Annotated in this window: 11 protein-coding genes; 5 read left to right on the forward strand and 6 right to left on the reverse strand. The window is 45.6% G+C overall.

Features of this window, described 5'->3' with window-relative positions; translation table 11 throughout:
- The first annotated feature begins 158 nt into the window (after positions 1-158).
- Positions 159-1,103, forward strand: coding sequence for an AraC family transcriptional regulator (locus tag MKZ13_RS28570; RefSeq protein WP_339180028.1), 945 nt, complete (start codon positions 159-161; stop codon positions 1,101-1,103).
- Here MKZ13_RS28570 and MKZ13_RS28575 read toward each other — a convergent pair.
- Positions 1,073-1,702, reverse strand: a complete 630-nt coding sequence (locus MKZ13_RS28575) for a molybdenum cofactor guanylyltransferase (RefSeq protein WP_339180030.1) — start codon at positions 1,700-1,702, stop codon at positions 1,073-1,075. The genes MKZ13_RS28570 and MKZ13_RS28575 overlap by 31 nt on opposite strands.
- A gap of 162 nt (positions 1,703-1,864) precedes the next feature.
- Here MKZ13_RS28575 and MKZ13_RS28580 point away from each other — a divergent pair, with 162 nt between their 5' ends.
- Positions 1,865-3,058, forward strand: a complete 1,194-nt coding sequence (locus MKZ13_RS28580; protein WP_036667790.1) for an MFS transporter — start codon at positions 1,865-1,867, stop codon at positions 3,056-3,058.
- 691 nt (positions 3,059-3,749) lie between these two features.
- Here MKZ13_RS28580 and MKZ13_RS28585 read toward each other — a convergent pair.
- Entirely contained in the window at positions 3,750-5,483 is a 1,734-nt protein-coding gene (locus MKZ13_RS28585) for a glutamine--tRNA ligase/YqeY domain fusion protein (RefSeq protein WP_339180033.1), read from the reverse strand.
- A gap of 463 nt (positions 5,484-5,946) precedes the next feature.
- Here MKZ13_RS28585 and MKZ13_RS28590 point away from each other — a divergent pair, with 463 nt between their 5' ends.
- Both MKZ13_RS28590 and MKZ13_RS28595 read left to right on the forward strand, forming a co-directional pair.
- A complete protein-coding gene (locus tag MKZ13_RS28590; RefSeq protein ID WP_244988428.1) occupies positions 5,947-6,189 on the forward strand; it encodes a DUF2164 domain-containing protein in 243 nt (80 codons plus the stop codon).
- 215 nt (positions 6,190-6,404) lie between these two features.
- Complete coding sequence (locus MKZ13_RS28595; RefSeq protein WP_145324523.1) at positions 6,405-6,953, forward strand: GNAT family protein; 549 nt, start codon at positions 6,405-6,407, stop codon at positions 6,951-6,953.
- Between the two features lie 113 nt (positions 6,954-7,066).
- On the opposite strand, the gene MKZ13_RS28600 is transcribed toward MKZ13_RS28595, so the two are convergent.
- The gene (locus tag MKZ13_RS28600; RefSeq protein ID WP_339180035.1) at positions 7,067-7,855 is read right to left on the reverse strand and encodes an SDR family oxidoreductase; all 789 of its coding nucleotides are present in this window, start codon (positions 7,853-7,855) and stop codon (positions 7,067-7,069) included.
- Positions 7,856-7,881: 26 nt separating this feature from the next.
- A complete protein-coding gene (locus tag MKZ13_RS28605) occupies positions 7,882-8,382 on the reverse strand; it encodes a GNAT family N-acetyltransferase (protein ID WP_339180038.1) in 501 nt (166 codons plus the stop codon).
- Between the two features lie 267 nt (positions 8,383-8,649).
- Here MKZ13_RS28605 and MKZ13_RS28610 point away from each other — a divergent pair, with 267 nt between their 5' ends.
- Positions 8,650-9,768, forward strand: a complete 1,119-nt coding sequence (locus tag MKZ13_RS28610) for a methyltransferase domain-containing protein (RefSeq protein WP_339180039.1) — start codon at positions 8,650-8,652, stop codon at positions 9,766-9,768.
- A gap of 97 nt (positions 9,769-9,865) precedes the next feature.
- Here the strand turns inward: MKZ13_RS28610 and MKZ13_RS28615 are convergent, their stop codons facing one another.
- Both MKZ13_RS28615 and MKZ13_RS28620 read right to left on the reverse strand, forming a co-directional pair.
- Complete coding sequence (locus tag MKZ13_RS28615) at positions 9,866-10,498, reverse strand: RloB family protein (protein ID WP_339180041.1); 633 nt, start codon at positions 10,496-10,498, stop codon at positions 9,866-9,868.
- A gap of 77 nt (positions 10,499-10,575) precedes the next feature.
- Positions 10,576-11,949: an ATP/GTP-binding protein gene (locus tag MKZ13_RS28620; RefSeq protein ID WP_339180043.1), complete on the reverse strand. Its 1,374-nt coding sequence runs from the start codon at positions 11,947-11,949 to the stop codon at positions 10,576-10,578.
- Between the last annotated feature and the right edge of the window lie 75 nt (positions 11,950-12,024).

Below are 12,024 nucleotides of genomic sequence, written 5' to 3' on the forward strand. Positions count from 1 at the left end.
CAGCAACCACTTCAAACGCTGATGCGTTGCATGGATCATCCATCCTTGCGTTAAACTGATTATAATGAAGTATACTACGGGTGCCGATTGTATAAGGCAAGTTGTTTTTACCCTTTTCCGAGGTGAATATGATGGATATCCGATCACAGCTCCGAGAAATGCCTCACCATACGCTGGCCCACTGGCTGCCTATTATCGACAGTAACATCAAATTCTATGGTGCGCACAGCCAACAAGTACCCTATGGATGGGCGATGCCGGAGGAATCACATCCGGGCTTTGAGATTATGTTGATCATCGAAGGTACGCAGGAGAGTGTGATTCATGGTTATACCTATACCGTGGAGGAAGGTTCCATTCTTCTCATTCCTCCCGGGTTCAAACATACGAATCAATGTGTATCCACGGAAGGCATGACTTATTTTAGCGCTCACTTTAATGTGGATGATCCGGTCTTCACCCTGAAGCTGATGTCACAGCATAGCCGAATCTACGCAGCAGGTACGGCTGATAATAGGAAGATGCGCGTTGTACTGGAGAGCTGGATGGGGATGATTAACGTATCTGAAGCCTACACGTCCACTGATAAAATGATCATGCAGGCACGCATGTTTGAACTGTTCGCCCTGTTGTCCCAAGCCGCTGACAATGAACCGGAGGCCACCACTTCCGTTGCTGCTTCACATGCACCAGCTCCAACAGCCATGCATTATGCAGGAGCTATTGCGGAGGCAATCAAGCAGGCATTCCATGCCCAGCTTCGAACCAAGGAAAGCAGTGTATCCACAGTCAAAGTAGAGCAGATTATATCCTCGTTTGGCATCAGCCCGGGATATGGTCTACAGGTCTTTCGCAAGGTATACGGGCGATCGCCCAGGGCTTACTTGTCCAGCTTGAAGTTGCAGGAGGCCAAAGTGCTGATCGAACAGCCAGAGCTGTCGCTCGGGGAAATTGCGTGGAAGCTCGGTTACACCCATCTGTCCCATTTCAGCAGACAATTCAAACGTTGGACAGGCCAAAGCCCGCTTCAATATCGCAATCATCATGCAGATACATCAGGTGATCCTGTATCCTACAGATCGGAATCGAGTCCAGAATCTTGATTGCGGATACGTTCGTACTCTTCCGGCGTGTTCATATTACTCATTTGCATCGCTACTTGATGAACGCCAGCTCTCTCAAGCTCTTCCGCATCGACATAACAGCAACCGATCTCTTCAAGCCATCGCATGACTCGAAGATGATCCTGCATCAGGCGCTGCTCCAGATCAGGGAGCACTCGTATGTGGTAAGCCCCTGCAAGAGGGTGGACATGTCCATCCACGCGTGGAACGATAGCAGAATAAGAGTTATGCGACTCGACCAGTTTTTTTATTCCATCAAAGAAAGACGTTTGCAGGAGCGGCATATCGCAGGCACATACCAGATTCCAGTCTGTATCGGAAGCTTCCAGCGCCGCGTGGAGACCGGCGAGTGGCCCCTTCCCCGGATAGTGATCCTGAACGCAGTCGTAGCCCATTGCACCGTAGGTTGTCACATTGGGTCCGGCAGCCACGATGATACGGGATACGGCGGGTCTCATCGCCTTCGTGACATGTTGCAGTACTAGGGAACCGTTTAGTTCCAACATGGCCTTGTTGGTCCCCATGCGGCTGGATAAACCTCCTGCCAATATGATGCCTGTCCATTCCCTCGTGTTCATGTTGTTATCCTCCCTCGGATCACGATATGTGTATGACTGCATCAATTTCAAAACGTTCGCTATGCATTGAATCCCCTTTCAACAAATGATACATTGAACAATATGCATTTGAAAGGAATGGCTTAATTGGACAGACCTGCACCTTCAAGAGGAAATCCCTCATTGGTTTCTCTGAAACTATATAACTTTTTCATATATGGAGCCATCTCGATCTTCGCCGGATTCCTGCAGCTTTATCTGCAAGAGATTGGCATGACCAAACTGGAGATTGGCAGTCTCATGGCGATTGGACCTTTTGTATCCTTGTTTGCCAACCCGTTCTGGGGTTTCTGGAGCGATAAATCTCGCAACATTCGCATCATTCTGATGATTATGATGGGAGGCACATTTGTGCTCGCCCAGGGTGTATTCTATGCGCCCACGTATACATGGATCTATGTAGCCATGATTTTCTTTTATTTTTTTCAAAGTCCATTATTTGCTCAAACGAACAGTCTGATTCTCGGATATATCGATGGTACAACCCAAAAATTTGGGTCATTCCGGCTCTGGGGTTCACTCGGTTGGGCGCTGACTGCTGTCGCTGCCGGACCGCTCATTGACCGTTTTGGCATCGGCAGTGTATCCATTATATTTGCGTGCATGATTGCCACCGCCTTTGTATTATCCGTATTTCTACCCAGACAGCCGATTGCTTCGGATACACCCGTGGTTACTTTTCGGCGGTTTGGCAAAGTCATGTTCAATCCGTATTTTATGGCATTTATCGGCCTGGGTGTACTCGTATCGGTGCCTAATGCGATGAACAGTACGTTTATGTCACTATATATTGTAGAAATGGGTGGTGACAAACAGATGGTCGGCTGGGCCATCTTCACCTCATCCATTCTCGAAGTCGGCGTATTCCTGCTGCTCGACCGCTTGCTCAAGCGTAAAATGAGCATGCTCTTGGCATCTCTCATTCTGATCAGTGTGCTGTTTGCACTGCGCTGGCAGCTCATGGCACTGGCTAACAACCCGCTGGAGATTGTATTCATTCAGTTGATGCACTCCATTACGTTTGGTGGATACTTCTATGTGGGTACGCAACTGACCATGCTGTTCATTCCAAGACCTTACCGTTCCTCCGGTCAAGCGGTCTACACGATGGCCTGGGGAGGTCTCTCCGGCGTGATTGCCGGTCTGTTCGGCGGCTGGTTGTTCCAGAGCTTCGGTGCGGAAATCATGTATAGCATTGGCGTATTCTTCTCGCTCATCGGCGCTGTTGGATTTAGCATCATGTGGTTATCGAATCGACGTAACGGCTATCAGCCAGTTGTCTTGACGGAGATGGGTAATATGGATGAGGACAGATAATCTTTTATTTGAAAAAGTTGAAGGATTTCCACTGGAGCACTACGAGGACAGAACAATCTTTCGATCGCTGTTATCCCTGGATTTTCTTGATTCCCTTTTCAAAGGGTAAAATCCGGGGATAAAGGCGAACGCTTCGCTTCTCTAGCTTTATTCTGTCCTCTCCGTTATGGTGTAAATAAAACGTTCAAACATTCAGACAAAAGATTAAGCATAGGTGCAGTAAAGAGAAAGGCGTCTAAGGTTTGTTGCTCCTAACGAACCTTAGACGCCTTATTTGCAGCAATTTTACGTAATTCAAAAGCTAAAGAACCTCAGCCACCTTATTTTGCATAAAAGATGTTAGAAACCCCAAAAAGACAGGCCAAGCGAGAAAATAAGGTGTCTACGATTCGTTACGTTGCTGGAACGCCCAAATACACTTGAATAACGTGTCTTCGGTTCGTTAGATTTTTGCCTCATACGCACATCTATGGCCTCAGCTCATAGTCATGTTCATGTTCATGTTCATGTTCATGTTCATGTTCATGCGAAATTGTATTACTACGTCTAAAACTGGACCTGGCTAGATACAGAAAAACAATAAAGGGCACCCTTCGCCATGATTATGACGAAGGATGCCCTTCCTTTTTACTTATAACTTGGCTGCTTACCAGCACTCTGATGAACAGGCCATAAATTTCTTCCAGCGGCCTTATGCCTTCGGCAGTTGGAATGAGCTTTTCAGGGATACGACCCGGTTAAATACCGGACGTCCTGGTTCGGAATGTTTTGGATCTACACTGAAGTAACCGTGACGGAAGAATTGGAATTTATCCTGAGCGTTTGCTTCCTTCATCTCTTGTTCCACAAACCCGTTAACAATCTCAAGGGAGTTCGGGTTCAATTGATCCAGGAACGTTTTCTCCGGTTGCTCTTCCACAACCTCAGTTTCTGCCCCGGCTACAGCCACTTCCACCTCTGCTTCCGGTGCTTCATCCAGAATCAACGGCTCGTACAGACGGAATTCGGCAGGTACCGCTTGAGTCGCTTCTACCCAGTGGATTGTTCCTTTGACTTTACGGCCAGTGAAGCCACTGCCGCTCTTTGTCTCCACATCATAGGTACAATGAATCTCAGTCACATTGCCTTCTGCATCCTTGATCACATCGTTACATTTGATGAAGTATGCATGTTTCAGACGAACTTCGTTTCCAGGGAACAAACGGAAGTATTTGTTTGGCGGATTCTCCATGAAATCGTCTTGTTCAATATAAATCTCACGGGAGAACGGAATTTGGCGATTGCCCATCTCCGGGTTCTCCACATTGTTCTCTGCTTCAAGCCATTCCACTTGTCCTTCAGGATAGTTGGTGATGACCACTTTGAGCGGGTGCAGGACAGCCATCGTGCGCGGAGCTTTCAGTTTCAAGTCTTCACGTACAAAGTGCTCCAGCGTTTGCAGGTCAATTACCCCTTGGCTCTTGGAGATGCCTGTCTCGAATACAAAATCACGAATGGCTTCCGGTGTATATCCCCGGCGGCGCAGACCTGAAATCGTCGGCATGCGTGGATCATCCCATCCATCCACATGGCCTTCGTCCACGAGCAGTTTCAGCTTCCGCTTGCTTGTCACCATCTGGGACAGGTTCAGGCGGCCAAATTCGTACTGATGTGGTTGGCTCTCCATCTCACATTCAGCGATAACCCAATCATAGAACGGGCGTTGATCCTCAAACTCCAAGGAACAGAGGGAATGCGTTACACCTTCAATTGCATCTTCAAGCGGGTGAGCAAAGGCGTACATTGGATAGATACACCATTTGTCGCCCGTGTTATGATGGTGTGCATGTGAAATCCGGTAAATAACCGGATCGCGCAGATTGATATTCGGTGCAGACATATCGATCTTGGCACGCAGCACTTTCTCTCCGTTCTTGAATTCGCCTGCACGCATACGTGTGAACAGGTCGAGATTCTCTTCCACCGAACGATCACGGTACGGGCTGTTCTTGCCCGGCTCCGTCAACGTTCCGCGCATTGCACGGATTTCGTCGGCGCTTTGGTCGTCGATGTAGGCTTTTCCTTTTTTAATCAACAAGACAGCACGGTTGTACATCTCATCAAAATAATCCGAGGCAAAACGTTTCTCGTTCCACTCGTATCCGAGCCATTTCACGTCTTCCTGAATCGATTGAACGTACTCAACATCTTCCTTGACCGGGTTCGTGTCATCAAAGCGCAGATTCGTTTTGCCGCCAAATTCGCCGCCCAGCGTAAAGTTAATCCAGATCGCCTTGGCATGGCCGATATGCAGATAACCGTTCGGTTCCGGAGGAAAACGGGTAATAACTTCCTGGACTTTCCCAGACCGGAGATCTTCGGTAATAATATTTTTGATAAAGTTAGGTGGGGTTGTACGATTGTCCACAGGTATCAAACCTTTCATGAATGGATTGGAGCCTTCGGGAATTGCAGCAATTCCGGCTATAATTCCTTAATAACGAAGTCATTTCCTGAAAAAATCTATTTTCTTGGAAAGTTTCGTACGCGTTTCATTTAAATATACCTTTAACGGGGGAGGAGTTCAATAAAGAACGGCACCAAAGTCAGGATCAGCCATGCATAAATAGGCCCAAAACCATTTTGACGGGTTCGCTCGAATCATGTAGCATGATAGTAAAAGTACGTGTTCAAAAAGTCTGGTTTTCAGTACCGAGAAGATGGAATGAAGATAGAAATGGAGTAGCGGAGCGTAGGAAAACTACGTGAGCAACGGACATTTCGGCTGAATTTCAACTTCGATGCTGATGATGCCGTAAGGCATTATTCGTAATCAAAAGCGGACTTTTTGAACAACTCCTAAAAACAAATTAAAGGGAGGGTTTCCCATTCCAACGAACTCGCTTAAACTGACCAAAGAACAGCAGGATGAAGCCATTCGCACCATCCAGTCGTATTTCGAAGAGGAACGTGGCGAAGAACTGGGTGATCTGGCCGCTTGGGGTGTCCTCGACCTGTTCATGACACAGCTCGCTCCCTACATATATAATCAGGCACTCCGTGACGCACGCACAACAGTTAATCAACGCATGGCCTCGATGGAAGAAGACCTGTTTGCACTGGAGCAAAAGTTGCCCAAGACTTCCCGTTAATCCACTACAAATACGTGTTCAAAAAGTCTGGTTTTCAGTACCGAGAAGATGGAATGAAGCTAGAAATGGAGTAGCGGAGCGTAGGAAACTACGTGAGCAACGGACATTTCGGCTGAATTTCATATTCGATGCTGATCATGCCGCTAGGCATGATTCGTAATCAAAAGTGGACTTTTTTGAACAACCTATACTAATAAGGAAAGAAGGTTGCATTCATGTTTACCTATTCATTGGATGAATATACCGAACTCCGGCCACTGGCCATGGAACATACCAAACCGCTGTTCGAACTGACGGATCGCTCGCGGGATCAACTGAGACATTGGTTGCCGTGGGTGGATCATGTGACAGAAGTGGAACACACCTCGAACTTTATTACCAACGCGTTAAAACAAGGTGCTGAAAATGGCGGCTTCACCGCCGGAGTATGGTTAAAAGGGGATCTTGCAGGCGTCATCGGATTCCAAGAGATTAACTGGACCAACCGCTCGGTAAGCATCGGATACTGGCTTGGAAAAGGCTTCGAAGGTCAGGGTCTGATGACAAGTGCTTGTCGCGTTCTGGTTGACTATGCACTGGTGACCCTGGATCTGAATCGCGTCGAGATTCGCTCAGCAACCAACAACAAACGGAGTCGCGCCATCCCTGAAAGACTCGGATTCGTTCTCGAAGGTGTCATTCGTCAGGCAGAGAAGCTGCCTAAAGGTTACGTGAACCATGCAGTATACGGCATGCTTCAGCATGAATGGGAACTTTTGCGCTAATTCGCCTACATAATAAATCAGGAGAGATCTCTCCCAACATACCGGAATAACAGGAATACCCTCTATCTCCACAGAATGTGGTGACAGAGGGTATTATATTGTATCCATGGATTTTATAGGGCTCGGACCATGCCACCATCCACGATCAATGAGGTTCCGGTAATGTACGTATTGGCCCCGGATAACAGGAACACCACCGCTTTGGCAAACTCCTCCGGTTGACCATAACGTCCTAGTGGAATCTCTTTACGGAACTGGTCAGATACCTCTTCCTCACTGATTCCGTTCTGCTCAGCCCGCGCTGCATCCAATTCACGAATACGATCTGTTGCAATACGTCCTGGTGCCACCGTGTTGATCAAAATTCCGTATGGAGCCAGCTCCTGGGATAACGTCTTCGCCAATCCAAACACGCCTGTACGGAACGTGTTGGACAGCACCAGACCCGGAATGGGCTGCTTCACCGAAGTTGAAGCGATATTCACAATGTGTCCTCCGCCTTCTTTCATATAAGGAAGAGCACCGCGAATCAGCCTTACATAACTGAGTACATTTAATTCAAATGCACGCTCCCAATCTTCATCCGTCAGTGACTCAAATGAACCCGATGGTGGGCCACCCGAATTGTTCACCAGAATATCAATCTGCCCAAACAGCTCCGCTGTCTTATGAATCAGAGCCTCAATATCTTCCTTGCGTGTCACATCGGTTGCACAATATTCCACACGTCCACCACCACCAAGCGCCAGCAGCTCCTGCTTCACTGCTGCGAGCTTTTCTTCGCTCCGGCTGGCAAGTATGACGTCAGCACCTTCTGCTGCCAATTGAGCGGCTACCGCTTTGCCCAGCCCTCGACTGGAAGCCAGCACCAATGCTTTTTTACCTTGAAGTCCCATGTCCATCGTTGTTCCTCCTTCTCAACTAGTCTCTATTTGGTCTGGATAAAATAACCCATAAGAATATCGTCCACATACTTGTCTCCGATATAAAACTCGGACACCAGCCTGCCTTCCGTCACAAATCCACACTGTGTATAAAACGTGATGGCTCCCGGATTGCTGGATAGCACGCGCAGCCTGAGCTTGCGAACGCCTTGTTGGGCCGCATGTTGCTTAATGGCATCCATCAAAGCTGTAGCAATGCCACAACGCCGATCATGAGGGTGAACTGCAATATGAATCTCATAGACATGACGGTTGACCAGCATACCTGTGGCTGGCTGAAAGCCCACATAACCACATACCCGCTCTCCCTGCACCGCAATCAATTGGCTGCCTGGCGGGCAATACTGCAGGTATTGCTGTCTGGAGCGCCATTGCATCGGTGCAGGTGAGGTGTATTTGTCCCATACCAGGGTGTCCAACTCCATTAGCTGCGCTGCATCTTTAATCTCGGATGGACGAATCGTAAATGTATGGCTGGTAAGCATAATGATTCAACCTTTCGTGCTATAGTCGACAACGCTGTACGTTACAACGTCGGGAAAGTTCAGAGAGTTAAGAAATTTGAGAAACTTAGGAATAGGAAGACATTGTTCGTTTACTTCACTAATTAAGTTTTTTGTTCTATATATTGTAGCATAGCCTCAGCTTTGACTAAAATTCCACTCGGTATTGAACCTTTTCGCAAAATGAAATAAAACACTTAACCTTGCCGTTACGTCATGGTTTATACTGATTCGATAAGGAGGGAATGCATGATGAATATCAAAGAGGCAGCAAGCAGGCTTGGTATATCGGCGAGAGCCATTCGCTTTTATGAAGAAAAAGGTTTAATTCTCCCCGCCAAACAGTCCAGTAACGGTTATCGTACATACACTGAGAATGATATCTGGCGGCTTCAAACCATTGCTGCACTGCGTGAGATTGGCATGTCGCTACAGGATATTACACATGCGCTAGGAGAGATTGATCAAGGGAATCAGCAGCGGCTGGAAGAATATCTGGAACTGCAACAGGCCGTCATGTATGCCCAGTGGATTGAGCTCAAACGTATGATGGATACAACCCAGCGCATGATTGACCTGAATCGTCAGGATGGTCCGCTGGATGTCAGCCATCTGCACGATCTAGCGGACAGTGCGCGCCGCCTGCGCGAAGCACGGCAGAACTGGCATGATCGGTGGAATTATGATACGCAGGCAGCCATCCACGATCAGCGAGTGCAGGCAGAAGCAAGAGTCAGTAATGAACATCCCAATTCAGAGGGCAGGTATCATTCCGATGATACGGTACAGTCTTCCTTTTATCTGTATCACAACTATGACGAAGCGCTCGAACAGACAGCTCATTGGATCTCTCCCGCCCTTGGTGAGAAAGGACTTGATATTGGTACAGGCACAGGTAATCTGGCTGGGAAACTGCTACAGCACGGCGCAGACATGACTGCAATCGACCAATCCCGGGAGATGCTGCGCAGATGTCGTACCAAATATCCTGAGATGCATGTGAAACTTGGTAATTTTCTGGCGCTGCCTTTTGCCGATTATTCCTTTGATTTTGTTGTATCCAGCTTTGCTTTCCATCATCTGAGTTCAGATCAGCAACTATTGGCATTACAGGAGATGCAGCGTGTTTTAACCTCGCGTGGACGTATCGGTCTAACCGATCTGATGTTTGTTGATGCGACTCACCGTGATTCCTATATTCGGCAGGCAGAAACCACAGGACACGAGGAACAGCTGCGCGCCTTACGCGAGCGTCACTTCCCTCTGCTCAGTGAGCTATGCAGCTGGCTGGAGCAGCAGGGCTACGTTACGAAGAATGTGCGGCATAACGAGTTGTTGTATACGTTGCTGGCAGTTCCGCTACGGTGATATACGGAACTTTCGTGAATAGTTTTTTAAGTTGCAAGAAATCTCATATAAAAAGACGGAGAATACTCCGTCTAAATTCAAAAAATTATGAACTGAATTATAGCAGAGGCTCCCTTGGATCGTTCCTCATCTGTTCAATCAGTTGTCCTACGTTGGAACCTATTACATCTCCTAATCGATATACATGCTGTTCAAGTTGTTTCTCAGCTTGAATGGCTCGATCCACGTTTTCCTTCAATACATCAAATTTCAAAGCTGTTTTGGGATTCATCCCCGATAGGTCTGAAAAAAGTTTGCTCGTATAAGAATGTGCTTTACTTACTTTTTCGTTTTTCTGTATCTTGTCCCTTTCGGGATCAATATATAAAGTAATTGTATCTTCATAGTGCAATATCAGCCAGATTTCAAAACAGGGACTTGTAATGGTCAGAATATTTTCTTCGCCAGCTAGCTGTATAAACTCCAAGTAGGTTTCTTTCGTTTCAAAACTGTCACGGTCAAACACAATGACGAACTGATCGATCTCTTTATCATACGATCCAGACTTAATGAGTTCTCTTTTTTTCTGTTGGATTAACGCCAATAGTTTGGAAGGATGACTATAGTCTCGGATTTCACCTTCTTTACTCAAAATAACCATCTCGATCAGATTGTTTATTCCCAATTCTTTTCGATACGTGTCTACCCCTTTAAAGTATTGTTTCTCGGTGTTGGCTCCCTCAAATATCAAATAATATCTCCGTAAGGGATCTATACTAATCTCTTCTTCATATCGTGTTGTCCATGATCGTAATTCTCTTAGCGGACTCATTCGATTTCACCGTTTTCCGAAAACGAGAAACTATTCAATACAGGAATAGCGCCATAACGCCCGTCAAGATAATTTTTGCTTAACTTTTTATCATATCGTTCTTTGAAACGGTCCAAGGAGTACAAATGAGATATATTATCTTTATTTCTTTCAACAAACCATATTTCATCCCTTCGCAACAGGTCCTGATCCATAATAGTAGATTCATGCGTAGTGAAAATAAGCTGCGTGTGATTATTCTTTAAAACTTCGAAAAACAACTCAATAAATTTATAAGTTAATTTGGGATGAAGGCTCCGCTCCAATTCATCAATGACATACACTTTGTTCTTTTTGTTACTAATCAGTATATCCATTAGGTCAAACAGACGCCGAGTTCCATCAGACTCTTCATCGAACTCAAAGTCACTAAGTGACTGCACGCCATGCTCCAACATAATTGTGGTAATGATCGGTTCTTCTCCTGAAACTCCTTTAATGTTATAAAAAGCATTCTTTGTTCGAATCGACATCCTTACATTTTCATGATCAGGGTCTTCGGATTTTTTTGTGAATGCACTAATAACTTCTTCTAAAAGTTTGCCTGGGAGCTTACTCTTGAGGTCGGGCAATGAGATTTCCTCTATTTTCACTTTCGATATTCCAGTATCAAATAGATCAATAATTTGATTAATTCTCTGATTCCCGTCATCTCCATAAAAATACTCGAAATCGGTAATAATCTGGTCTGCAGAGATGGTTACGAGATCTTCCTCAAACCATTCAAAAACATCTTTAAAAAATGCCAAACTTGATCCACTTTTAATCTTTTTGTTTCTGTTCATTTCTTTAAGAAATAACCCTGAGTTATTATCTTCAAAGTCCAAAGTATAGGTTTTAAATTTCATCCGATCAATTTCATCCAATTCTACCCGATCACCAAGTTCAATGCGTTTGAGTTCAGTCTCTCTTTCAAAAAGCATATGCTGCATATCCTTGCCAGGAACTAATTCATATAGCCATTCGGATTTAATGACACGGTCGAATAGATTTATGCTGAACCCATATGCATAAAATATATTGTTTTTTAATATTTCAAATTCAAATGTCGAGTCTTTATCTTGACCATCTGGAGCTACTCTACAATACATTTTACTCGCTTGCTGTGGCACTCGATTTGTAATGACATACTTTGCAAACTTCATCGCTTCAATTAAATTGCTTTTACCAGAGGCATTCGCCCCGTATATTGTTGCACTTCTCAATAATGAAACTTTATCAAACAACACCACATGTTCTTTCTTTTTTTTAATCTTTTTGGCAGGAATCATCGTTAACTCTTGTTTATCACAAAATGACTTAAAATTTTCTACACTGAATCGTACGATCATTTTTTTCACTCCTTTTCGGGGGATCTACAAAAGAAACTCCCTACACTTATTATATCCATTCAACAGCAAAATATA

Origin of the sequence: Paenibacillus sp. FSL R5-0701, assembly GCF_037973995.1 — a bacterium.
In the GTDB taxonomy this organism is placed as follows: domain Bacteria; phylum Bacillota; class Bacilli; order Paenibacillales; family Paenibacillaceae; genus Paenibacillus.

What these genes read in the sequence shown, in the direction of transcription:
- MKZ13_RS28570 (WP_339180028.1), top strand. Translation starts at nt 159, where the DNA reads ATGCCTCACCATACGCTGGCCCACTGGCTGCCTATTATCGACAGTAAC.
- MKZ13_RS28575 (WP_339180030.1), bottom strand. Translation starts at nt 1,702, where the DNA reads ATGAACACGAGGGAATGGACAGGCATCATATTGGCAGGAGGTTTATCC.
- MKZ13_RS28585 (WP_339180033.1), bottom strand. Translation starts at nt 5,483, where the DNA reads ATGAAAGGTTTGATACCTGTGGACAATCGTACAACCCCACCTAACTTT.
- MKZ13_RS28595 (WP_145324523.1), top strand. Translation starts at nt 6,405, where the DNA reads ATGTTTACCTATTCATTGGATGAATATACCGAACTCCGGCCACTGGCC.
- MKZ13_RS28600 (WP_339180035.1), bottom strand. Translation starts at nt 7,855, where the DNA reads ATGGACATGGGACTTCAAGGTAAAAAAGCATTGGTGCTGGCTTCCAGT.
- MKZ13_RS28605 (WP_339180038.1), bottom strand. Translation starts at nt 8,382, where the DNA reads ATGCTTACCAGCCATACATTTACGATTCGTCCATCCGAGATTAAAGAT.
- MKZ13_RS28610 (WP_339180039.1), top strand. Translation starts at nt 8,650, where the DNA reads ATGATGAATATCAAAGAGGCAGCAAGCAGGCTTGGTATATCGGCGAGA.
- MKZ13_RS28620 (WP_339180043.1), bottom strand. Translation starts at nt 11,949, where the DNA reads ATGATCGTACGATTCAGTGTAGAAAATTTTAAGTCATTTTGTGATAAA.